This window comes from Flavobacterium sp. AJR (assembly GCF_002156885.1).
In the GTDB taxonomy this organism is placed as follows: Bacteria; Bacteroidota; Bacteroidia; order Flavobacteriales; family Flavobacteriaceae; genus Flavobacterium.
Window position 1 is genome coordinate 1 of sequence record NZ_NCWQ01000039.1, and the last position, 22,540, is coordinate 22,540.

Below are 22,540 nucleotides of genomic sequence, written 5' to 3' on the forward strand. Positions count from 1 at the left end.
TTTTCACCATTAAGAGATTAAGAAAAATTAAGTTTTAGCTCTTAATAGTTATTTTTTTGCCACAGATTTCAAGGATTAAAAGGATTTTCTGCATTGTCTATAAAGCAACGCGGATAACACAGATTTGCTAAAGCAAAGACGCTGATAAAAACGGATTTTTAAAACCTTAATTTTTCTTAATGCCTTAATGGTTCAAACCTTTGCTAACTTTGCGTAAATCTTTGCGCTCTTTGCGGTTAAACTAAAATTTAAAATATTCTTTTGCGTTATTATAAGATATATCCTGAACCATTTTCCCTATCCATTCCATGTCATTAGGAAGTTCTCCGCGTTTTATTTCGTCACCTAAAAGATTACAAAGAATGCGTCGGAAATATTCGTGTCTTGGGAAAGACAAAAAGCTTCTGGAATCGGTTAACATTCCCACGAAACAACTAATTAATCCCATGTTCGAAAGTGCGTTTAATTGCTTGGTCATTCCGTCTTTTTGATCCAAAAACCACCATCCTGATCCAAACTGAACTTTACCTCTAATACTACCGTCATTAAAATTTCCTATCATCGTTGCCATAACTTCATTATCAGCTGGATTCAGGTTGTAAATGATTGTTTTTGTCAATTTATCTTTACTATCTAATGCATTTAAAAATGAAGATAGTTTTTGTGCTTGCGGATAATCCCCAATAGAATCCCAACCAGTATCTGGTCCTAAAATCCTATGCATTCTCGCATTATTATTTCGTAATGCTCCTAAGTGAAATTGTTGCACCCAACCAAATTCATGATACGTTTCGGATAAAAATAACAACACAGCACTTTGAAATTTTAAGGCTTCATCGGGTGTAATTGTTTGGTTTTCTCTTTTCTTTTTGAAAATTGAATTGATCTCATTTTCAGTGAAGTTTTCAAAGTAAATTTGATCTAATCCATGATCACTAAGTTTGCATCCATTTTTAGCAAAATATTCAATTCTATTTTTTAAAGCACTGCATAAATCAGCATAAGAACTAATTGTAATTCCTGCAACTTCTCCCAGAGTATCAATATATTGATTGTAACCATCATTAGAAATTAAAATAGCTTTATCAGGTCTAAAAGCCGTGCTCATCTTAGTCCCAATTGGGTTCTTGGCTAATTTTATATGGTATTCTAAATTATCAATTGGATCTTCGGTCGTACAAACCACTTCGGCATTTACTTTTTTAAGCAAGTTTTGTGTGCTGTACGCTTCTGAATTTATTTTCTCTGAAGTTTCGATGTAGATACGCTCAGCCGATTTTTCATTCAATAAATCATAAATATCAAAATAACGAGCCAATTCTAAGTGTGTCCAATGATACAAAGGATTACGCATCGTGTACGGAACTGTTTTTGACCAGTTTATAAACTTGTCTTTATCAGAACCATTTCCTGTTATAAATTGCTCATTAATACCCAATGTACGCATAGCGCGCCATTTGTAGTGATCGCCATTTATCCAAACCTGAGTAGTGTTTTCAAAGATTTTATCTTCAGCAATAAACTGCGGATTCAGGTGATTATGGTAATCTATTATCGGTTGATTCTTGGAATAATTATGATATAATTCTTCCGCGAATTTATTTTCAAGTAAAAAATTATCGTTTATGAATGTCTGATTTGCGCTCATATTTTTTATAGAATTGAGTGGTTATTCGTTTGATGGTTTACCGATTGTGGCAAGAATTCCACCATCAACATATATGATTTGACCGTTTACAAATCGGCTAGCTTCAGAAGCTAAGAAAACTGCTGTTCCGGCTAAATCTTCTGGATCTCCCCATCGTCCCGCAGGCGTTCGACTTATAATAAATTCATTAAAAGGATTTCCGTCTACGCGAATAGGTTCTGTTTGCGAAGTAGCAAAATAACCCGGTCCGATTCCGTTAACCTGAATATTGTGTTTTGCCCATTCCGTAGCTAAGTTTTTGGTAAGCATTTTCAAACCTCCTTTTGCAGCAGCATAAGCAGAAACACTATTTCGACCTAACTCACTCATCATCGAGCAAATATTGATAATTTTACCTTCATTTCGCTCAATCATTTTACGCCCCACTAATTGCGACATGATAAAAGCTCCAACTAAATCCACATCTATAACACGACGAAAATCTTCGATTGGCATACTCACCGCAGGTTCTCTCTTGATGATTCCTGCATTATTTACCAAAATATGAATTGGTCCCTGATTCTTCTCGATTGCTTCTACTTGTTCGGCAGCAATTTTTTCGTCGGTTACATCAAAAATATATCCTGATGCTTTGTACCCTTTACTTTTGTAATATTCAAGCGCCTCTTCTAATTTGCTTGGTGTTGTACTACTAATTACTAACTCTGCTCCTGCTTGCGCTAAACCTTCAGCCATAGCCATACCCAGACCATGCGTACCTCCTGTTATTAAGGCTCTTTTATTACTTAAATCAAATAATTTCATGATTCTTTATTTTAGTTCGTTTGGAGCAACGATGTCCATATCTCCGTAATCTAAATTTTCTCCCGCCATTCCCCATATAAAAGAATAATTAGACGTTCCAGCTCCGGAGTGAATAGACCATTCTGGAGATAAAACTGCCTGATGATTTTGCATGAAAATATGACGTGTATTTTGTGTTTCTCCAAGGAAATGGCAAATTGTTTGTGGCGCTTCTAGATCAAAATAGAAATATGCTTCCATTCTTCTATCATGTGTATGTGCTGGCATGGTATTCCAAACATTTCCTGGTAATAACTCTGTTAATCCCATTTGTAACTGGCAGGTTTGAACAATACTATTCACAATCAACTTATTCAAAACCCTGCGATTTGCAGTTTTTTCTTCTCCTAACTGAATTACTTCGGCATTTTCTTTACCTACTTTTTTATTTGGAAATTTGGCATGAGCCGGAGCTGAATTAATATAAAACAAAGCTTGCTCTCCATTGGCACTTGCAAACAAAACTTCTTTGCAACCCTGACCTACATATAAAGCTTCCTTTTTATCTAATTCAAAAACTTCTCCATCGACAGTTACAGTTCCTTTTCCGCCAACATTTATAATTCCTAATTCTCTTCTGTCTAGAAAATTTTCAGATTTTAAATATGGAATCGTTTCTAATTTCAACACTTTTCCAACTGGCATAATCCCTCCTACAATGTATCTATCGTACATAGAATACGTAAGCTGAATTTGGTTTTCGATAAATAATTTCTCAATTAAAAACTGAGTTCTTAATTCGTCAGTACCATACTTTTTAAAATCTGTTGGATTTGTTGCGTATCTAAATTCAAAGTTTGTCATAATTTCTATTTAAAAATGTAATCGATTACAAAACTACACAATATATTCTAATTAGTTATAATCAAATCTCAATTTATTATTTATAAATCAGTGATAGGTGCGTATTTTGGTACTAAAAGTTTCATTACTGACCAGCCTGTTAAGTAACAAACAGCACATATTGAAAAAATGATAAAATAGCCAGCTTCAATTCCGTGAAAACCCATAAAAGACATATTGGTTTCTTTGCTATAATCAAACAACAAACCTGATCCTTTATTAATTAATGTTGATCCAACTCCTCCTGCCAATCCGCCAATACCTGTAATGGTTGCGATTGCTTTTTTAGGAAACATATCTCCTACTGTTGTAAATATATTAGCCGACCAAGATTGGTGAGCAGCACCCGAAATACCTATTATAATTACTGGCAACCAATAGCTTATATACCCTAATGGTTGTGCGATTAATGCTAATAAGGGAAAGAATGCAAAAATTAGCATAGCTCTCATTCTACCTTCGTATGGATTCATGCCTTTCTTCTCGACAAAATAAGTTGGCAACCAACCGCCAATAATTGAAAGTAACGTAATCATGTATAAAACAAATAATGGTAAAGCTGCTTGGGTAGAATCCATTCCGTAAACCGAACTTAAATAAGCTGGTGTCCAAAATAAGAAAAACCACCAAACACCATCGGTCATGAACTTACCAAAAGCAAAAGCCCACGTTTGTTTGTATCTAAAACAATCTGCAAAAGTTACTTTGGTAGTGTTTTCGGGAACGTAACCTACAAGTTTGCTATCGGCAATATCATCTTGCTGAATATATTCTAATTCAGCAGCAGAAACCTTCGGATGTTTTTCTGGTTTATCATACATAAAAACCCAAAATCCCATCCAAACAAAACCTAAAGCACCTATAATAATAAATGCCATTTCCCAACCAAAAGATTTAGCTATAAAAGGAATAGATATTGGTGCTGCCAATGCTCCAACGGTAGCACCAGCATTAAATATACTTGTAGAGAATGCTCTGTCTTTTTTAGGAAAATATTCGGCTGTGGTTTTAATCGCTGCAGGAAAATTTCCTGCCTCTCCTATTGCCAAAATGAAACGGGCAAAAATAAACAGAGTAACACTCACATTTATTACCATTCCTGTATCGTTTATAGAACTAATTATTTCTTTAGAACCTTCAAATCCTACAAACCAATTACCAGTTATTATTCCTGAAGTTGCAATACCGCAAAACGCATGCAAACAAGCTCCTAAAGACCAAATTCCGATTGCCCAAAGAAATCCTTTTTTGGTATCCAACCAATCCACAAATCTTCCTGCAAATAATAAAGAAACAGCATAAAATATAGAAAATAAGGCAGTAATGTTTCCATAATCATTGTTTGTCCAATGAAACTCAGGAGCGATATAATCACTCCATGTTAAAGAGAGCACTTGTCTGTCTAAATAATTGATGGTTGTGGCAAAAAATAACAATGCACATATACTCCAGCGATACTTTCCAGTGGATTTAGTGGTTTGGTTCATGGTTTTGGTTTATTATGGATAGTTAAAAAATTATTCTCTTTATTTATGCTTGTCAATTTCAAAATTAAGGCAGAAATAAATTTTAATGTAATCGATTGCACAAATATAGTTTTTAATACTAACTTAGCAAATAATTTAAATATTTTTTTAAAAAATCTATTTAAATAAACATATCACATAAAAAAACCAATACATAAGTAAGCATTAACCAATATATTTGTTAAATGGTCTTTTACCAAAAAAGATAGAATTAAAGGCCGAAAACTCAACCAAAATCTGCTAAATAAAAGCAAAATAAATAAAGAAAATATCGCATTGAAACGGCATAGTTTCGATAAAAAAACAAAATGAAAAAAAATAAGAATCTAAAAAATTGCCTAACAGTTATAATTCTAATTGTAGCCTTAAAGATAGGCACTCCGATATATGCTCAGGATAAAGTTATTCCGCTTTGGACAACTGCAATTCCAGACGCTATAAAGGCACCAAATTATCAAGAAAAAGAAGTTGTAAAAGATGGAATAGTAACTGGTGTTAGTTTTGTTACAATTCCTACATTGGCTATATACTTACCTCACGAAATCAAACCAAATGGAACATCGGTACTAATACTTCCGGGTGGTGGATATTCGCATTTATCGATAGATAAAGAAGGTGCAAAAGTTGCAAAATGGCTTAACTCACTCGGGATTACAGCTTTTGTATTAAAATACAGATTACCAAGCGATTTAATTATGAAAGACAAAACAATTGGGCCGTTGCAAGATGCGCAAGAAGCAATGCGTTTTATCAGAAAAAATGCCAATCAATTGAATTTAGATTCTGATAAAATTGGTGTAATAGGATTTTCTGCAGGAGGGCATTTGGCTTCGACTCTATCAACTCATTATAATGATATTGTCTATAAAACGGATAATACGATTAGTGCACGTCCGAGTTTTTCTTTATTGATCTATCCAGTAATTTGCATGACCGATGTAGTTGCACACAAAGGATCTCAGACTAATTTATTGGGCGTAAATCCTTCTCAGGAATTAATAGATAAATTCTCTAACGATAAGAGAGTTACTCCCGAAACACCTCACGCTTTTCTTGTTCACGCAACCGATGATACTGTTGTTCCATCTGAAAATAGCATTAACTATTACCTGGCTCTTAAAAACAATAAAGTTTCTGCCGAATTACATTTATATGAAAAAGGCGGACACGGATTTGGTTTAGGCGTAAAAGATACAAGCTTCTTCTGGACAAAAGATTGCGTGGAATGGTTAAAGGCTAATGAGTATTTATGAAGGTATAGAAATAAGAAGTCACTATACAAAAACTAGTTTTTCAGTTTTATCTATGAAAATTAAAAAAAAGAAAAATACCTTTATTGACTTATAACTTATGTCCAATAAGCAAGAAAAAAATACACAAAACAAGAATTAATTAAATATAAAAAATTAAACAATGATTATAGATTCATTAAATAACGCTGCAAAATATTATAGTTTACACCCTAACTTTAAAAAGGCTTTTAATTATGTAAACGAAAATGATATAAGTAAGCTTCCGGAGGGATCATTTGAAATAGCAAAAGGGGTAAAAGTAATAGTTATTCAAGGCGAAGGACTTTTAAAAGAGGAAAGTATCAAAGGATTTGAATGTCACGACAAAAATATCGACATACAAATTTCTATAAAAGGTCCTGAAACTTTTGCCTGGAAACCAAGAGAAAAATGCATTAGTCCGAATGGAGATTATAGCGATGAAAAAGATGTACGATTTTTTCATGACGCTCCAGATATGTTTTTTCAATTGCAAGAAAAACAGTTCGCTATCTTATTCCCAGAAGATGTTCATGCAGCAATGATTGGTGAAGGGATGCTAAAAAAAATCGTAATTAAGGTTGAAAAATAAAACATTCAGACTGAACACAATATAAAGCAAAGAGAATTTGATTTGAAAAGAAACATGATAATCGATCTTATCTCTTGATACAGAATAAAAAACAGTACCTAATTTATATGGATTCAATATTTAATCTTAAAGGAAAAATTGCTTTAATAACGGGTGGTGCAGGCGTGCTGGGCAGTAACTTTGCTACTGTTTTGGCTAAGCAAGGCGTTATCACAGGAATCGTATCACAATCTATTGAAAAAGCGAATAAAATAGTAGATAGAATACAAAATAATGGCGGACAAGCTTTTGCTATACAAGCAAACGTATTAAAAAAGGAAGAACTCGAGAAAGCAAAGGATTATATCATAGCTCAATACGGGCGTTTGGATATTCTTATAAATGCTGCTGGCGGAAACATGCCTGGAGCAACTATAAGTCAAGACCAGGCAATATATGATATGAATGTTGATGATTTGCAAAAAGTAATTGATCTGAATATAATTGGGACAATGCTACCCTCTCAGGTATTTTCTGAACTTTTTGCTAAGCAAAAACAAGGTATCATCATTAATATTTCATCGGCATCGGCACAAAGACCATTAACGCGAGTTGTTGGATACTCGGCATCAAAAGCTGCAATTGATAATTTTACCCAATGGATGGCAGTAGAACTAGCTACTAAATACGGAGAAGGTATTCGTGTAAACGCAATATCTCCTGGCTTTTTTATAGGTGAACAAAACAAGGCTTTATTACTTAACCCTAATGGCAAATTAACACCAAGAGGCGAAAAGATTATCAAAAATACTCCTATGAGAAGATTTGGGACACCCGAAGATATAAATGGAGCTCTTTTATTTTTATGCAGTGACATGTCTAAGTTTGTAACGGGAACAATCCTTAAAGTAGATGGTGGTTTTGCTGCTACGAGTATTTAAAAAGAAATCATTTCAATAAAAACGACTGACTTGATATCATCAATTCTAAAAAATATTCTCTGAAGAAACAAACATTAAGTTGCACTTAAAACATTGATATAAAAAAAGAAAAATGAATAATATGATTTCTCTTGGATATTCTCTTACTTTGTGTAAACTATTATAAATCATTAAACTATGAAAAAATTTAATTTACTAGCAATTATCTTATTGACCGCTTTTTCTGTTAATGCTCAAGATGTCAAATTCGCACCATTGGATACAAGTCCAGTTGACATTAGTTATTATCCGCACAAAGCCGTTAAATCTAAAAAAACGGATAGTCCAACTGCTGTTATTAAGGTGGTTTATTCTAGACCTTCGGCAAAAGGGAGAGTTATTTTTGGACAATTAATTCCGTTTGGTGAAGTTTGGCGTGTTGGAGCTAATGAAAACACAGAAATCAAATTCTACAAACCAGTTACAATTGGTGGTAAAAACATTCCAGCAGGAACTTATAGTTTATTTGCCATTCCTGAAAAAGACAAATGGACAATTATTATCAATAAAGAAATAGATCTTTGGGGAGCTTATGCCTATGACGAAACCAAAGATATTGCCAGAGTAACAGTTCCTGTTAAGGCGGTATCAACTCCTATAGAAGCTTTATCAATTGCTTTTACTAATAATGGTTCCGTAGCAAATCTGGTAATTGGTTGGGACAAAACAACTGTTGAAGTTCCGATAACAATTAAATAATTATTTACCATTAGAACTAAATATAAAAGAGATACTTAATAAAATAAGTATCTCTTTTTTTTTATACTGAAAACTGAGAGTAAATACTCAACACTGAGACTGAATACTAAAAACTAAAGCCTCCTAACTTCCTTAGGATTTAATCCTGTTTGTTTTTTTAGGAATTTATTAAAATGACTTACATCCGAAAATCCAAACTCATTGCTTATTTCTTTCATTAAAGCATTGCTGTGTTTAAGGCGATTTTCTATTAATTTGTATTTATAATCATCGATATATTTCTTTATTGAACCTCCTGTTTGTCGCTTAAACAAACTACTTAAATGATTGGGTGCCATATTAAAAAAACCTGATAAAACTGTTAAGTTTAAATTAACAGGCACACGAATTTCTTTATGAATATAATTCATAATTCCGACCAATAAGCCTTCATTCAAAACCATGTTGGCTCCTAATGATTCAAAAGCATTTTTCTTAATTACAGCAAATACACTTCGTATTAAATAAAGAAGCACCTCATTAGATCCGTTTTGGCTACCTCCATCCCACTCGCTCACAATCAATCGCATAAGGTGATTTATTTTATCTAACTCTTGAGGAGAATCAACCAGTTTGCCATCTGATGTATTGCTTATTCCAAGCAACTGATCCAGGACTTTATTCCATTCGTTTTTGGCAGTATCAGATGAAGTTCCGTCGAGATAGCGATTATTAAATTTTAATACGCTAAACTCTGTTTCTTTATCGATTATAAAAAGATGATAATCTGATGGACATAATAAGAATACACAAGGTCCTTTATACGTGACTTCTCCTCCATTTAATTGATGTAAACCACTACCAGAATGAATAAAAACCAACTCAAAATGATTGTGATTATGCACAGGAAACGGCCAGGTTTCGGTCGTAAAATGCCGAATAAATAAAGGAGTATGTTGGATAAAACGTTCCAAATGATTGTTGTTTTTTTTTACAAAAATAGAGTTTAAAAGTACAATTTTTACTTTTAAGAGTACAATAGCTTTGCAAAAAAAGTTTATGACAAAAACCAGTTTCAAACCAGCGGTGATTCCGCTTATGGCAGTTTCAGCCGGAGTAATCGTTGCTAATATATATTACAACCAACCCATATTACAAACAATAGCTTTATCACTAAAAGTTACCGAAACCCAAATTGGGAAAATTTCCATGCTTTCGCAATTAGGATATGGACTTGGAATGTTCTTTTTACTTCCGCTTGGCGATAAAGTCAATCGCAAGAATCTTATTCTTTTATTGTGTGGATTATTGGTACTTACTTTGTTTTTTATAACATTGACATCTTCATTAACTGCCTTATATATACTCAGTTTTTTTGTTGGACTTTTCTCTACTCCTGCCCAAATTATATTACCTATGGCAGCAACATTGGGCAAAGAAAACAGAGGTAAAAACGTCGGCGTAGTTTTCAGCGGAATATTGGTAGGGATATTAGGAGCGCGGGTTATTAGTGGTTTCATAACCGAATTACTAGGTTGGCGCTATGTTTTTGGAATTTCGGGATTAATGGTTCTTTTGGTTACGCTTATGCTAAAGTTATACCTGCCCGAAGTACCTTCAAAATTCAAAGGCAGTTATTTCCATCTTATAAAATCAACATTGGCACTCATACCCAAATACCCTGTTTTACGCCAAACAGCACTTTTAGGATCATTTACATTTGGAGTGTTTTGTTCCTTCTGGACAACGCTTACATTCCATCTTAGCAGCGCGCCTTTAAACTATCATTCGGGCATAATAGGATTGTTTGGTTTAATCGCCATTGGTGGTGCATTGGTCGCACCATATTTTGGAAAAATAGCCGATAAGGGCAATGTACGACGCTCTTTATTAACTACAGTTTCGATGATTATAGGCAGCATTATCCTTATAAAAATCTTCCCATATTCTATTCCTGTGTTAATTCTTAGTGTTTTCTTCTTAGATATTGGTGTACAAGCAACCCAAATTACCAATTTTACACGTATATATAGTTTACACGAAGAAGCACATAGTAGACTGAATACCATATACATGACTACTTATTTTATTGGTGCCGCAGTAGGTACTTACTTCGGACTTTTAAGTTGGAAGTTAGGAAAATGGGATATGGCTACCTCGCAAATGCTTTTATGGAGTATTATTGCATTAATAATAGTAATTTTTTCAAACAAACGTAAAGCATGAAGAACATAGCAATAATTAGTGACATACATGGTAATTTACCAGCGCTAAAAGTCGTTCTCGAAGATATAAAACAAAGAAACATTGATCAAATATATTGCTTAGGCGATTTGGTCGATTTTGCTCCTTGGCATAATGAAGTAATCGAGCTAATTAATGCATTAGAAATTCCTTGCTTAATGGGAAATCATGATGAACGCATCGCATTTGATCATGAAGTAACTCCATTGCCAAAACATAATCCTGAGGAAAGAGCCGCACGCCTTAACGGAATTAATTATACCAAACAAACTATTAAACCAGAGAACAAGGCATTCTTAAAAACGCTTCCTGAAAGACTCTTACTTAATTTTACCATTTCTGGAAAAGAAACTAAAGTACTATTAGTTCACGGTAGCACCCGAAGCAATGATGAATACATTTATGAGAATCATGATCTTACAGATGTTCAATCGATGCTTACTCAGGAAAAAGCCGATATCATCATTATGGGACATACTCACAAACCGTATGTTAGGCATATAGAAGCAACCACAGAATCTCCTGCAGGAACATTAATAAATTCAGGCTCCGTAGGTCGCTCCAGAGAAGATAATCCATTGGCAACATACCTTATATTCCATATTTCTGACGAAAATATAACTCCCGAAATTGTTAAGCTACAATACCCAATAAACGAAGTTATACGTGCCATTGAAGAAAGTGAAATTCCTGATTTTTATGCCAAATTTTTAAAGAAAGACCTAATCGTTTAATTTGATAAAATAAAAAATTCTATAAAATATTATATCTCGTTAAGGCTTACTCTGTCTTTTTTAAGAGCGCGAATTTCTATGTTTCTATCTGTTAAGGAATTACCTCCAGTGGATTATATATTTAGCCTAAAAATAGCAAGTTTGTTCCAAATAAATAATTATATTGCGATACAAATCAATACAATATGATGGGTTTAAAAAATAGTAGCAAGAAAACAAAAGCCGCTTTTATACTGGCAATTGTAATGTTAATTATAATACTAAGTACTTTTAATACACTACGAAACGCTGAAACCACCAATGAGAATATCAATGCAATTTACAAAGATCGCTTAATCGTTTCGACCTATATTTTTCATTATGCCAATGAGTTAAACCTTGTTAAGGCAAACGCAGTTAAAAACAGTAATGAAGCTGATAAAAACGATGCTGTTATTACGTCTATTCAAAATATCAAGGCAATAAACTTATTGTATCATAAAACGGTTTTAACACCCAAAGAAAAAGAAGACTTTAATACTTTTGTGGCTATCTGCTCCAAAATAAACAAACAAGCTCAAGACAAACAATGGCAAGAAGTCGAAAAATCGGCAGATGAAGCTTTAGTTACTTTAGAATCACTTTCTAAAATTCAGGTTGATGAAGCTAAATTACAATTAGAAAACGCCAATAAAGCATACAACCAATATAATGTATTGGCACAACTAGAAATTGCTTTATTAATAGTTCTTGGCGTTGCAATTATCTATTTATTGCTAACAAAAAGACACAAGCGAACTATAAAAATTCCCGAAGGCCCTAGCCTGAATTAATTTAAAAATCATATTTCTTAAATCATAAAGCCTGTTGAAGCAAATACTGCATCAACAGGCTTTTTCTATGTTTTCTGTATTTCTACTTCACTCCTTCTAAATATTAAAATATAAAAAATGCATTTCATGATTTTAATCATGAAATAAGATTAACCTCAATAATATCTTTACAACGCTAAAACCATAATTAAATAATTATAATTCAAAAAGTTATAAAACATTTGTAGTAAAAATTATGGAATAGGTTCCTCCTAGGCCGAATACAAAATTAGAAATTGCAATAATATGCAATAGCCTTCATAAAAAGCAAGGCAATTATATATAGAACACGTTTTCGGTTTGGGAGTTTTTTTCAATTTAAAATTCTGTTTTCTAAAAAAGTAACTAATCTAATTTGGGTATTCTTAACATGAAATATAAGAGTATCGATAAAAATAAATTCATGGATAAATTATTCTTAATTTCTGAAATAAACCGATTAAAACAAGAAAAAAACGCGATTATCCTCGCTCATTATTATCAAGAAAAAGACATACAAGATATTGCCGATTTTGTAGGCGACAGTCTTGAATTATCAAAAAAAGCAGCCACTACAAATGCAGATACAATTGTTTTTGCAGGAGTTTATTTTATGGCCGAAACTGCAAAAATTATCAATCCAAATAAAAAAGTGCTTTTACCTGACCTCAATGCAGGTTGTTCTCTTGCCGATGGATGCGACCCGGTTAACTTTAAAAAACTAAAAGAACTTTTTCCTAAACATGTTGTGGTAACCTACATCAATTCTTCAGCAGAGATAAAAGCTTTAAGTGATTGGGTATGTACCTCATCTAATGCAAAAAAAATAATCGAAGCGATTCCTAAAAAACAAGAAATAATTTTTGCCCCAGACAAAAACCTAGGAATGTATCTAAAAAAGGAAACAAAACGTGATTTACTTCTTTGGGATGGTTCCTGCATTGTACATGAAGCTTTTTCATTAGATAAACTAATCGAAATTTACAATACAAACCCAACCGCCAAGATTGTTGCCCATCCCGAATCCGAAAGACATATCTTGGAAACAGCCCACTATATTGGGTCAACATCTGGAATGCTCAATTTTATCAAAAATGATTCGGCTACAACATTTATCGTAGCAACAGAGGCAGGAATAATGCATCAACTCGCAAAAGATGCTCCGCAAAAAACAATCATTCCAGCTCCTTCTCACGAAGATAATACCTGTGCTTGTAGCGAATGTGCCTATATGAAGATAAATACATTAGAGAAGCTTTATTTATGTCTAAAGAATGAAAGCCCAGAAATTAGCATTAATGAAGAATTACGATTACAAGCTATAAAACCAATAGATAGAATGCTCAATTTCTCTTAATCACCAAAGCTTATCATCATGAAAAATACTGACATACTTATAATTGGTTCTGGAGTGGCAGGTTTATTTTTTGCAATAAAAATAGCGAAAAAACGTCCTGAATTATCGATTACAATCATGACCAAAGAAAAAGCTAAAAACTCCAATACGCAATTAGCGCAAGGAGGAATTGCAGTTGTTACCGATAGTATCGAAGATAGTTTTGAGCAACACATTCAGGACACCTTAAAATCTGGCGGTGGTTCATGTGATGAGGAAATTGTAAAAATGGTAATACATCAGGCGCCAGAAAGATTAGGTGAACTTATTGATATTGGTGTTTCTTTTGATAAAAATAAATCCGGAATCTGGAATTTAGGTTTAGAAGGCGGACATTCTCAACATCGCATTTTACATCATAAAGATATATCTGGAGCAGAAATCGAAAAAAAACTAATTGATACCATAAATCAATTGTCTAATATTACCGTATTAGAAAATCATTTGGTTATAGATATAAATACTAAAAACAATAAAGGAAATCCTTATGCTATAGGAGCTTTTTATTGTGACAAAGTCAATGACAGAATAAAATACATACAAGCTAAAACCATTGTTTTAAGCACTGGAGGATGTGGGCAAATTTTTAAAAACACTACAAATCCCGAAATTGCAACAGGTGATGGAATCGCAATTGCATCACGAGCCGGAGCCTTAATAAAGGATATGCAATACATACAGTTTCATCCAACGGCATTATACGAAGAAGATAAAAACCCGTTTTTTTTAATTTCTGAAGCCGTAAGAGGTTTTGGAGCGCATATCGTTAATGAAGATCAAAAGCGTTTTATATTTAAAGATGATATTCGCGGAGAATTAGCGACAAGAGATATTGTTTCTCAAGCTATAAGCAAAGAAATAGAAGCATCTGGAAAACCGTATGTTTATTTAGATTGCAGACATTTGGAATTAGAAGAATTCTATGCTCATTTTCCTTCCATTACAGATTACTGCAAGAAAATCGGATTAAATCCTAAAATAGATTTAATTCCTATTGTACCCGTTGCGCATTATCAATGTGGAGGAATAAATGTCGATAAAAACTCAGAAACAAATATAAAAAACTTGTACGCTATAGGCGAATGCTCCAGAACGGGATTACATGGAAAAAACAGATTAGCCTCAAATTCTTTATTAGAAGCTTTAGTTTTTGCACACCAAGCCTCAGAACATATCGATAGTATTATTGATGGAATAACTTTTTCTCCAAAAAAAACTATGTTAGGTTTTAATGAACCTTTGGTTAAAACCAATTCTAATAATTTTGCGAAACTGAAAAAAGAACTTCAAACCATGATGACTCATTTTTACGCTAACAAAGATGCTGATTTTGAAAAAATAATAGACGAAATAGAATCGATGAAAATGAAAACTGTAGCATTGTTATTTAAAAAACAAAAACTAACAACACAACTCGTAGAATTTACAAATATGCTTACAGTTGCAAAAATTGTTATCGAGGATCATAAAGAACAAATTATTGAAAATATCTCGAGTTATTAAAACTCGAGATATTACTTGACATAGAATTAATAACTATCTAAAAATTATTAAGGATCACTAATTAATGCTCCACTTCATCAACACCATTAAACATATTTATCAGTTTGGTAATAGGATCATCAGAATGCATCATTTCAGTAGAATCTAAAGTGATTTTGGTAATCTCCGAAGCTCTTTTGCACATTTGCTTTTCGTAAGTGGCAATCGCTTCCTGAATGTTTGGGAAGTTATTACCAGAAAGAACCTCAGCTAATTCAAAAGCATCTTGCATTGCCATATTTACACCTTCTCCTGCATAAGGCGGCATGCGATGTGCAGCATCACCTAACATAGTAAGATTTGGTAAAGCATCCCATTGCTGATCTAGCGGAAAATGATATTGTGGTCTGGGAATAATCGACATTTCATCACTTTCAAATAATTCCTGCCAAACTGGATCCCATGAACCAAATTCTTTTTTAAACCATTGATAAACCTCATCTTTATTAGAGAAATCAATACTACTATCACGAACCCAAAATTCATCGACTTTGCAACCTGTATAAAAAGAAAGTGTTCCATCTCCTTTCATGCTTAAAATCAATGTTTTTTCGTCGCCAAAAGCAAATATTTTTCCACCATTTACAAGCTTATATAATTTTGGAGCATTTTTTTCAGAATCATAAATGTTTCCTTCTACAATTGTAACACCCGAGTATATTGGTTTTATCGAGTTAATGTGAGGTCTTATTTTTGAGTTCGCTCCATCGGCTGCGATTACAATATCGGCTTCTGCTTTTGAACCATTTTTGAATGTTAATTCCCAACTCTCATTTTTTGGAGACATCGAAAGAAACTGACTGTCCCAAACCACAGTATCGGGTTGTAAAGAATCTAGGAGTATATTTCGTAATGGGCCACGATCTATTTCTGGACGATTCTCCTCATAATCATCGGCAGAATGCGTATCCATTGCAACATTCAGGTTTTTATCTAGAATACGCAATTTACCTGCTTCAGGACGATGATTGGCATAAAATGCATCTATTAATCCTGCTCTGCGAAGCGCTTCTAATCCTGATTCTTCATGAAGATCCAAGGTAGCTCCCTGAACTCTAACATCCGAATTAAAATCTCTCTCATATACTTTTACTTCTGCGCCTTTAAGTTGCAAAAGTCTTGCTAATGTTAAACCTCCTGGTCCTCCACCTACAATTGCTATTTTTTTATTTTTAATTAACATAACTCAATTCTTTAATTTTATAAGACAAAATTATTTCTTCTTGAGTGTCGATAATTGTATAAATCGGTCGTTTATATTCTTGTTCAGTTCCTTAGGAGTTACACCCGAGAATTTCTTGATGTTTTTTATAAAATGAGCCTGATCGGTAAAGTTTTGTTCAGGAAAAAGTTTGCCTTCTTTTATTTGTTGAAATGTAGCTCTAAACCGAAGAATGGTACAATATGCCTTTAATGATATTCCAAACCGTTGATTAAAGTATCGATTGATTTGTCGGCTATTCCAATGGATTGTTTCGGCAATTTCGGCAATCGTAATTTCACCATTTGAATTATATATTAAATCAAATAATTTTCTCTTACGTTCGTCAATTTCAAGATTCAGAAAACTCAAAAACTTTGACGAAAGTAAATCACAAAACCCTTCAAAATTTTCGAAATCCTGAATTGAAATCCCAAAATAATCCGAAGGTAAATTATAAGCAGTATCTACTAAAACAGGGAATTTATCTTTAAAAAGATATTCGATAGCCAATAGTTTAAAACTAACTGCAAACATTGCTGTCTTTGGCGCAAGCACAGCTCGAGAAGGTTCAGAATCGACTCCCAGAAGTGTAATATTATCTCTGTCTTCAAAAGAAAATATAAGATCTATTCTCCCATCTGGCAGAATCACAATTTGTTTTTCCTGATCAGAAACATTCGAAAGCATCCAAAAACTTTCAACATAGTTAGACAACGGGAAACCAGGTTTCATTTCCCGATAGTCTATATCTAGTATTTCTTGATTAGTTTTATTCAATTTTATTCACCATTAAGGCATTAAGAAAAATTAAGCTTTGTCCTTTTTTTTTGCCACAGATTAAAAGTTTTTTACCATTATAGAGATTAAGTTTTAGCATTTGGATTTTCAAATGCACAAGAAGTTAAATTTGGTGTAAAAGGAGGAATTAATCTTTCTACTTTGACAGGAGATATTTATGATGCTTCTTCAAAAGTTGGTTTCCAGGTTGGAGGTTTTGCAGAGATAAAATTATCAGATAAATTCTTTGTTCAACCTGAGCTTTTATACTCTACTCAGGGAGCTAAATCTAAAGTATCTGCTTATGGTTTTTCTTCTGAATCTAATTTTAAGTTTGGGTATTTAAATGTACCAGTAATGGCAAAATATTATGTTATAGATAAATTTAGTTTAGAAGCTGGGCCTCAAATCGGGTTTTTAGTAAGTGCTAAAAATGATTATTCATATTCAACATTAGGATATAATGAATCTGGAAAAGAAGATGTTAAAGATCAATTTAAATCAATTGACTTTGGAGTAAACTTTGGTGCTGGATATGACTTCACTGAAAATATTTCTGCTGGTGTTAGATATAACTTGGGGTTATCTAACATTACTGACTTCGGAGATGGAGATAATGCTAAATTTAAAAATAGCGTATTTTCTTTATCAGTAGGATATAAATTCTAAACTATTTTAATTACGTTTTAAAAGCCCCTCATAATCAATTTATGTGAGGCTTTTTTTTATTTATAAGTTTTTTAGTAATAATTTTTAGCGGTCTTAAAACAAATTTAGCATCACTAAATTTAGTGAGAAAAACAGTAATAACATTCTTCTTTTCAGAGAGATAAAGAATGAAAATAGGATTTCGTGTTTTTATTAATTTTTTGTTTTTTTTATGATTTTATTGGAATTTCGTTTGCACTTTTTTACGTTTGCCGCTTAAACCTTAACATAATACAAAAAAATGAAAAAAATTACTTTATCAATTGTTGCTGTTTTAGCATTTGGATTCGCAAATGCACAAGAAGTTAAATTTGGTGTAAAAGGAGGAATTAACCTTTCTACTTTTACAGGAGATGTTGAAAACGCTTCTTCAAAAGTTGGTTTCCAAGTTGGTGGTTTTGCAGAAATTAAATTAACTGAAAAATTCTCTATTCAACCTGAGCTTTTGTACTCTTTACAAGGAGCTAAATTTGAAGAGTCAGGAGAAGGATTTAGTTATGAAAACACTGATAAATTTTCGTATTTAAATATTCCAGTAATGGCGAAATATTATGTTGCTGAAAAATTTAGTTTAGAAGCAGGTCCTCAAATTGGATTTTTATTAAGTGCTAAATCTGATTTTACAAATACAGATGAATTTTTTGGGACTACATCTGGTGATGAAGATGTTAAAGATTTTTACAAATCAATTGACTTTGGAGTAAACTTTGGTGCTGGATATGACTTCACAGAAAATCTTTCTGCTGGTCTTAGATATAATTTAGGTTTATCTAATATTGCTGAAAATGAAGAAGGTGATAACGGTAAAATTAAAAACAGTGTATTCTCTTTATCAGTTGGATATAAATTCTAATAACTATTTTAGAATATTATTTTTAAGATATTCTTAGTTTGACTTTTTACAATTTAGCAACCCTTAAGTAGAAATATTTAAGGGTTGTTTTTTTTATGTATGATTTTAAGATGACTTTGTTATTTGCTGAGTATAAATGCAATTTATAGGTTTTTTACGGTTAATTATTGTTAGGTTTAAAAGAAATTTGCTCTCACTAAATTTAGTGAGAAAAACAGTAATAATAAGCTCTAAGTCAGTGTTGTGAAGCTGGAAAGGTATGAGGATTGGTTTTATAAGATATTTTTTTTTAATCTGAAATTTTGGAATTTAAAGCGCTGTTTTCTAGGTTTGTCTCCTAAATTTTAACAAAACATAAAAAATGAAAAAAATTATTTTATCTATGGTTGCGATTTTAGCATTTGGATTTGCAAATGCTCAAGAAACAAGATTTGGAGTAAAAGGAGGTCTTAACCTCACAAATTTCACAGGTGGTTATGATACTAAATCTTTAGTTGGTTTCCATGTTGGAGGTTTTGCAGAAATTAAAGTTATGGACAAATTTTTTATTCAACCAGAGCTTTTGTACTCAGCACAAGGGGCAAAATTTGATAGCCCATTTGGAGATTATGATGCTAAATTGAGTTATTTAAATATTCCTGTTCTAGCTAAATATTATGTAACAAAAGAATTTTCAGTTGAAGCTGGTCCACAAATAGGATTCTTATTGTCAGCTAAAACTGATGGTGAAGATGCTAAAGATGGTTATAAATCTACAGATATAGGTTTCAATTTAGGAGCTGGATATAATTTTACTGAAAATTTATCAGTGGGTATTCGTTATACTATTGGTTTGTCAGGTCTTGCTGATAGAGGAGATTATGAAGATTTAGATGATTATTATGATAGTGCTAAAAACAGTGTTTTGGCTTTATCTCTAGGATATAAATTCTAATTTTATTTTTTAAAATATACGTTAAAACCTTCTGCAATAGTAGAAGGTTTTTTTATGATTAAAAAAAGCTTTCCTTTGTTTTATGAACTGGACTCGTTATATAAAAGAATATCAATCCTATCTTAAGATAGAACGTGGTTTATCTAAAAATACAATCGAGAACTATGTTTTTGATATTGAGCGATTATGTCTTTTTCTTACTCAAAACGAAATTGAAGTTTCTCCAGTGCAAATTAATGAAGAAACAGTTCAGGATTTTATTTATTCAGTTTCCAAAGAAGTTAACCCTCGTTCTCAAGCTCGAATTATTTCGGGTTTAAAAAGTTTTTTCAATTATTTGATATTCGAAGATTATCGCAATAATAGCCCTTTAGAACTTATAGAATCTCCTAAGACAGGAAGAAAATTGCCAGACACTTTATCTGTCGATGATATTGATAGACTCATTGCTGCTATCGATTTAAGCTCTAATGAAGGAGAAAGAAATCGTGCTATGTTAGAGACTTTATATGGTTGCGGACTTAGGGTTTCAGAATTAGTTGCTTTAAAAATATCGGATTTATTTTTTGAAGAAGGATTTATTAAAATTACTGGAAAAGGAAATAAAGAACGTTTTGTTCCTATTGGAGAATCGACTCAAAAATATATTTTGCTATATGTTAATTTAGTACGGTCGCATTTAAACATTAAAAAAGGTTTTGAAGATACTTTGTTTTTAAATCGTAGAGGAAGTCAGTTAACCAGAGCCATGATTTTTACAATTATCAAAGATCTGGCTTTTAAGATTGGTTTAAATAAAAATATAAGTCCACATACTTTAAGACATTCTTTTGCTACTCATTTGCTTGAGAATGGTGCCGATTTGCGATCCATACAATTAATGTTAGGACATGAATCGATCACTACAACCGAAATATATGTTCATTTAGACAGAACATATTTAACACAGGTAATTCATAGTTTTCATCCGAGAAAGTAAACTTTTGGCTAAAATATTTGAGATGATTTTATTTTTGTCTTAAAAAAATTAATATCTTGGAGGTGTATTGTTCGTAAAAAAGAGAATTTGTTCTCATACTTATAATAAGCAATAAAAAACGAAATTTTTATGTTTTTTTAAGCCTTAAATAATAGTATCAATTTTGTTCTATTCTGGATAAAATGGTCAACTTACACAGACACAATTATGGTTTTTGATTTATATGAAGATGAAAATTGTCAGAAGTTGAATAACTTTTACAAAAAACTATTTGCCGAAATTCCCGATTTAATCTTTCAATTTATTATCGATGTCGATAATACTTATTCTTTTCCTTTGGTTAGTAAAGCTATGGAAGAGATTTTTGAGTTACCAACTACAGAATTTACAAATCGAAGTAAATTTGCGATGTACGAAAGAGTGCATCCCGAAGATCGACATATGTTTATTACTTCACTATCTAAAGCCCGAAAAACACTAACGCCCTGGGAAGTAGAGTTTCGGGTAGTTTTACCAAAAAAAGAAATTCGGTGGCTAAAAGTTTGCGCAAAATCCGAAGGTTCTCCAGATGGTCTGGTTAGTTTCTACGGACGGATTTCGGATGTAACGGATATAAAAAATCAGGAGCTTAAACTTAAAATTTCAGAAGAAAGGTTTCAGTTTGCTTTAGACGCATCTACAGTTGGTGTTTGGGATTGGGATATGGTAACAAACAGAGTATTTTATTCGTCTTTATCGTTGAAAATTTTAGAATTAGAATCTAATGATATTTTTGATGATCCAGAACGTTGGGATAAAATCGTGCATCCAGATGATTTACCTAAGTATTACTCGGATATTCAAGAGCATTTTGATAATAAAATACCTTATTATGAAAATTACCACCGTGTATTAACTTCTAGTGGTAAATACAAATGGATTCTCGATCGGGGAAAAGTTATCGAAAGAGATTCAAACGGAAAACCATTGCGTGTTTTGGGTACGCATACAGATGTTTCTTATCAAAAAGAGAAAGAACTGGAACTCATTAAAACGATGAAATTATTTAGTGATCAAAATAGTCGATTGCTTAATTTTTCTCATATCGTTTCTCATAATTTAAATACTCAAGCAGGTAATATTAAGAGTATTCTTGATTTTATCGATGAAGATCATAGTAAAGAAACAATTGATGAGATGTTGGTGCATTTACGAACGGTTTCTAATGATTTAAATGATACTATTTCTAATTTAACTCAGATTGTACAAATACAGAGTAATCTCAATATTGTTATAAAACCTCTTAAACTGGCGTATAGTATTGATAAAACGGTTTCTATAATCAAGGCTTTTAGTGCAAAAACAAAAATAGTAATACTTAATAATGTACCAGATTATGTAACGATTAATTTTAATCCTGCTTATCTGGAAAGTGTTTTATTGAATTTTACTACGAATGCAATTAAATATGCTCATCCTGATAGAGCGCCTGTAGTCGAGTTTATTTTTGCAATTGAGCCAGATGGTCGCAAAGCTTTAAAAATTAAAGATAACGGTATCGGAATTGATTTAGAGCGCTATGGCGATTTGATATTCGGGATGTATAAAACCTTTCATAAACATAAAGAAGCTCGCGGTATTGGATTGTATATTACAAAAAACCAAATAGAATCTATGAAAGGGGAGGTTTCTGTAGAAAGTGTTGTTGGTGAAGGAACCGTTTTTAAGATTATATTTAATGATGATTTGTAGGTTCAGAGGTTCTAAGGTTCAAAGTTGCAAAGGTTCAGAGTTGCAAAGGCTCTAAGGTGCTAAGATTCAAAACGTGCGTAATACCCGCAAACTTGCCTTTCTGAGCGGAATAGAAGAATCTCCATCAATAACTTGACAGTTTTAGAGTAAGTTTGGGTTGGTTTCTGAAAAGGGGACAAGACAGAGAAAATATTCAAAGGTTTTAGCTAGTGCAATTGTAAAATATAATAGATTGAGTATATACTCTA

General features: G+C 32.5%; 20 protein-coding genes and 1 pseudogene. 14 read left to right on the forward strand and 7 right to left on the reverse strand.

Features of this window, described 5'->3' with window-relative positions; translation table 11 throughout:
- Nucleotides 1–241 precede the first annotated feature (241 nt).
- The 4 genes from uxaC to B8T70_RS11805 form a co-directional block, all read right to left on the reverse strand.
- Nucleotides 242–1,648, reverse strand: a complete 1,407-nt coding sequence (gene uxaC / locus B8T70_RS11790; RefSeq protein ID WP_086894972.1) for a glucuronate isomerase — start codon at nt 1,646–1,648, stop codon at nt 242–244.
- A gap of 21 nt (nt 1,649–1,669) precedes the next feature.
- A complete protein-coding gene (locus B8T70_RS11795; RefSeq protein ID WP_039115651.1) occupies nt 1,670–2,452 on the reverse strand; it encodes a gluconate 5-dehydrogenase in 783 nt (260 codons plus the stop codon).
- A gap of 6 nt (nt 2,453–2,458) precedes the next feature.
- Nucleotides 2,459–3,295: a 5-dehydro-4-deoxy-D-glucuronate isomerase gene (kduI, locus tag B8T70_RS11800; protein ID WP_086894973.1), complete on the reverse strand. Its 837-nt coding sequence runs from the start codon at nt 3,293–3,295 to the stop codon at nt 2,459–2,461.
- 80 nt (nt 3,296–3,375) lie between these two features.
- Entirely contained in the window at nt 3,376–4,821 is a 1,446-nt protein-coding gene (locus tag B8T70_RS11805) for an MFS transporter (protein WP_039115654.1), read from the reverse strand.
- Between the two features lie 347 nt (nt 4,822–5,168).
- On the opposite strand from B8T70_RS11805, the gene B8T70_RS11810 reads away from it, so the two are divergent.
- The 4 genes from B8T70_RS11810 (at nt 5,169) to B8T70_RS11825 (ending at nt 8,381) form a co-directional block, all read left to right on the forward strand.
- The gene (locus B8T70_RS11810; RefSeq protein WP_086894974.1) at nt 5,169–6,113 is read left to right on the forward strand and encodes an alpha/beta hydrolase; all 945 of its coding nucleotides are present in this window, start codon (nt 5,169–5,171) and stop codon (nt 6,111–6,113) included.
- A gap of 160 nt (nt 6,114–6,273) precedes the next feature.
- Complete coding sequence (locus B8T70_RS11815; protein ID WP_039115658.1) at nt 6,274–6,723, forward strand: YhcH/YjgK/YiaL family protein; 450 nt, start codon at nt 6,274–6,276, stop codon at nt 6,721–6,723.
- Nucleotides 6,724–6,830: 107 nt separating this feature from the next.
- Entirely contained in the window at nt 6,831–7,643 is an 813-nt protein-coding gene (locus tag B8T70_RS11820) for an SDR family oxidoreductase (protein ID WP_086894975.1), read from the forward strand.
- Between the two features lie 177 nt (nt 7,644–7,820).
- Complete coding sequence (locus tag B8T70_RS11825) at nt 7,821–8,381, forward strand: DUF2911 domain-containing protein (RefSeq protein ID WP_086894976.1); 561 nt, start codon at nt 7,821–7,823, stop codon at nt 8,379–8,381.
- Between the two features lie 113 nt (nt 8,382–8,494).
- Here B8T70_RS11825 and B8T70_RS11830 read toward each other — a convergent pair whose 3' ends face one another.
- Nucleotides 8,495–9,334: an AraC family transcriptional regulator gene (locus B8T70_RS11830; RefSeq protein ID WP_123912106.1), complete on the reverse strand. Its 840-nt coding sequence runs from the start codon at nt 9,332–9,334 to the stop codon at nt 8,495–8,497.
- 85 nt (nt 9,335–9,419) lie between these two features.
- Between B8T70_RS11830 and B8T70_RS11835 the strand changes: the two genes are divergently transcribed.
- The 5 genes from B8T70_RS11835 (at nt 9,420) to nadB (ending at nt 15,067) form a co-directional block, all read left to right on the forward strand.
- Nucleotides 9,420–10,586: an MFS transporter gene (locus tag B8T70_RS11835; RefSeq protein ID WP_039115687.1), complete on the forward strand. Its 1,167-nt coding sequence runs from the start codon at nt 9,420–9,422 to the stop codon at nt 10,584–10,586.
- Nucleotides 10,583–11,338 carry a metallophosphoesterase gene (locus tag B8T70_RS11840; protein WP_086894978.1) on the forward strand — a complete coding sequence of 252 codons (756 nt, stop codon included), beginning with the start codon at nt 10,583–10,585 and terminating at the stop codon, nt 11,336–11,338. Before B8T70_RS11835 ends, B8T70_RS11840 begins: the two co-directional genes overlap by 4 nt.
- A 185-nt stretch (nt 11,339–11,523) precedes the next feature.
- Nucleotides 11,524–12,150, forward strand: coding sequence for an MCP four helix bundle domain-containing protein (locus B8T70_RS11845; protein WP_086894979.1), 627 nt, complete (start codon nt 11,524–11,526; stop codon nt 12,148–12,150).
- A 409-nt stretch (nt 12,151–12,559) separates the two neighbouring features.
- On the forward strand, nt 12,560–13,525 hold the full coding sequence (nadA, locus tag B8T70_RS11850; RefSeq protein ID WP_369827399.1) for a quinolinate synthase NadA: 966 nt from the start codon (nt 12,560–12,562) through the stop codon (nt 13,523–13,525).
- A gap of 18 nt (nt 13,526–13,543) precedes the next feature.
- Entirely contained in the window at nt 13,544–15,067 is a 1,524-nt protein-coding gene (nadB, locus tag B8T70_RS11855; RefSeq protein WP_086894980.1) for an L-aspartate oxidase, read from the forward strand.
- Nucleotides 15,068–15,128: 61 nt separating this feature from the next.
- Here nadB and B8T70_RS11860 read toward each other — a convergent pair whose 3' ends face one another.
- Both B8T70_RS11860 and B8T70_RS11865 read right to left on the reverse strand, forming a co-directional pair.
- On the reverse strand, nt 15,129–16,289 hold the full coding sequence (locus B8T70_RS11860) for an NAD(P)/FAD-dependent oxidoreductase (RefSeq protein ID WP_086894981.1): 1,161 nt from the start codon (nt 16,287–16,289) through the stop codon (nt 15,129–15,131).
- 30 nt (nt 16,290–16,319) lie between these two features.
- Entirely contained in the window at nt 16,320–17,087 is a 768-nt protein-coding gene (locus tag B8T70_RS11865; RefSeq protein WP_242667457.1) for an AraC family transcriptional regulator, read from the reverse strand.
- A 114-nt stretch (nt 17,088–17,201) separates the two neighbouring features.
- Here B8T70_RS11865 and B8T70_RS11870 point away from each other — a divergent pair.
- The 5 genes and pseudogenes from B8T70_RS11870 to B8T70_RS11890 form a co-directional block, all read left to right on the forward strand.
- Nucleotides 17,202–17,756 (forward strand): annotated as a pseudogene (locus B8T70_RS11870) (porin family protein); the annotation flags it as partial.
- Nucleotides 17,757–18,036: 280 nt separating this feature from the next.
- Complete coding sequence (locus B8T70_RS11875) at nt 18,037–18,648, forward strand: porin family protein (protein WP_086894983.1); 612 nt, start codon at nt 18,037–18,039, stop codon at nt 18,646–18,648.
- A 361-nt stretch (nt 18,649–19,009) separates the two neighbouring features.
- Nucleotides 19,010–19,582, forward strand: coding sequence for a porin family protein (locus B8T70_RS11880; RefSeq protein WP_086894984.1), 573 nt, complete (start codon nt 19,010–19,012; stop codon nt 19,580–19,582).
- A gap of 82 nt (nt 19,583–19,664) precedes the next feature.
- Entirely contained in the window at nt 19,665–20,561 is an 897-nt protein-coding gene (gene xerD, locus B8T70_RS11885) for a site-specific tyrosine recombinase XerD (protein WP_086894985.1), read from the forward strand.
- A 207-nt stretch (nt 20,562–20,768) separates the two neighbouring features.
- Nucleotides 20,769–22,292, forward strand: coding sequence for a PAS domain-containing protein (locus tag B8T70_RS11890; RefSeq protein WP_086894986.1), 1,524 nt, complete (start codon nt 20,769–20,771; stop codon nt 22,290–22,292).
- Nucleotides 22,293–22,540: the final 248 nt, after the last annotated feature.

Bases quoted from the DNA above. Each gene is read 5' to 3' on its own strand.
- uxaC (WP_086894972.1), bottom strand. From the start codon at position 1,648: ATGAGCGCAAATCAGACATTCATAAACGATAATTTTTTACTTGAAAAT.
- B8T70_RS11795 (WP_039115651.1), bottom strand. From the start codon at position 2,452: ATGAAATTATTTGATTTAAGTAATAAAAGAGCCTTAATAACAGGAGGT.
- kduI (WP_086894973.1), bottom strand. From the start codon at position 3,295: ATGACAAACTTTGAATTTAGATACGCAACAAATCCAACAGATTTTAAA.
- B8T70_RS11805 (WP_039115654.1), bottom strand. From the start codon at position 4,821: ATGAACCAAACCACTAAATCCACTGGAAAGTATCGCTGGAGTATATGT.
- B8T70_RS11810 (WP_086894974.1), top strand. From the start codon at position 5,169: ATGAAAAAAAATAAGAATCTAAAAAATTGCCTAACAGTTATAATTCTA.
- B8T70_RS11815 (WP_039115658.1), top strand. From the start codon at position 6,274: ATGATTATAGATTCATTAAATAACGCTGCAAAATATTATAGTTTACAC.
- B8T70_RS11820 (WP_086894975.1), top strand. From the start codon at position 6,831: ATGGATTCAATATTTAATCTTAAAGGAAAAATTGCTTTAATAACGGGT.
- B8T70_RS11825 (WP_086894976.1), top strand. From the start codon at position 7,821: ATGAAAAAATTTAATTTACTAGCAATTATCTTATTGACCGCTTTTTCT.
- B8T70_RS11835 (WP_039115687.1), top strand. From the start codon at position 9,420: ATGACAAAAACCAGTTTCAAACCAGCGGTGATTCCGCTTATGGCAGTT.
- B8T70_RS11840 (WP_086894978.1), top strand. From the start codon at position 10,583: ATGAAGAACATAGCAATAATTAGTGACATACATGGTAATTTACCAGCG.
- B8T70_RS11845 (WP_086894979.1), top strand. From the start codon at position 11,524: ATGATGGGTTTAAAAAATAGTAGCAAGAAAACAAAAGCCGCTTTTATA.
- nadA (WP_369827399.1), top strand. From the start codon at position 12,560: ATGAAATATAAGAGTATCGATAAAAATAAATTCATGGATAAATTATTC.
- nadB (WP_086894980.1), top strand. From the start codon at position 13,544: ATGAAAAATACTGACATACTTATAATTGGTTCTGGAGTGGCAGGTTTA.
- B8T70_RS11860 (WP_086894981.1), bottom strand. From the start codon at position 16,289: ATGTTAATTAAAAATAAAAAAATAGCAATTGTAGGTGGAGGACCAGGA.
- B8T70_RS11875 (WP_086894983.1), top strand. From the start codon at position 18,037: ATGAAAAAAATTACTTTATCAATTGTTGCTGTTTTAGCATTTGGATTC.
- B8T70_RS11880 (WP_086894984.1), top strand. From the start codon at position 19,010: ATGAAAAAAATTATTTTATCTATGGTTGCGATTTTAGCATTTGGATTT.
- xerD (WP_086894985.1), top strand. From the start codon at position 19,665: ATGAACTGGACTCGTTATATAAAAGAATATCAATCCTATCTTAAGATA.
- B8T70_RS11890 (WP_086894986.1), top strand. From the start codon at position 20,769: ATGGTTTTTGATTTATATGAAGATGAAAATTGTCAGAAGTTGAATAAC.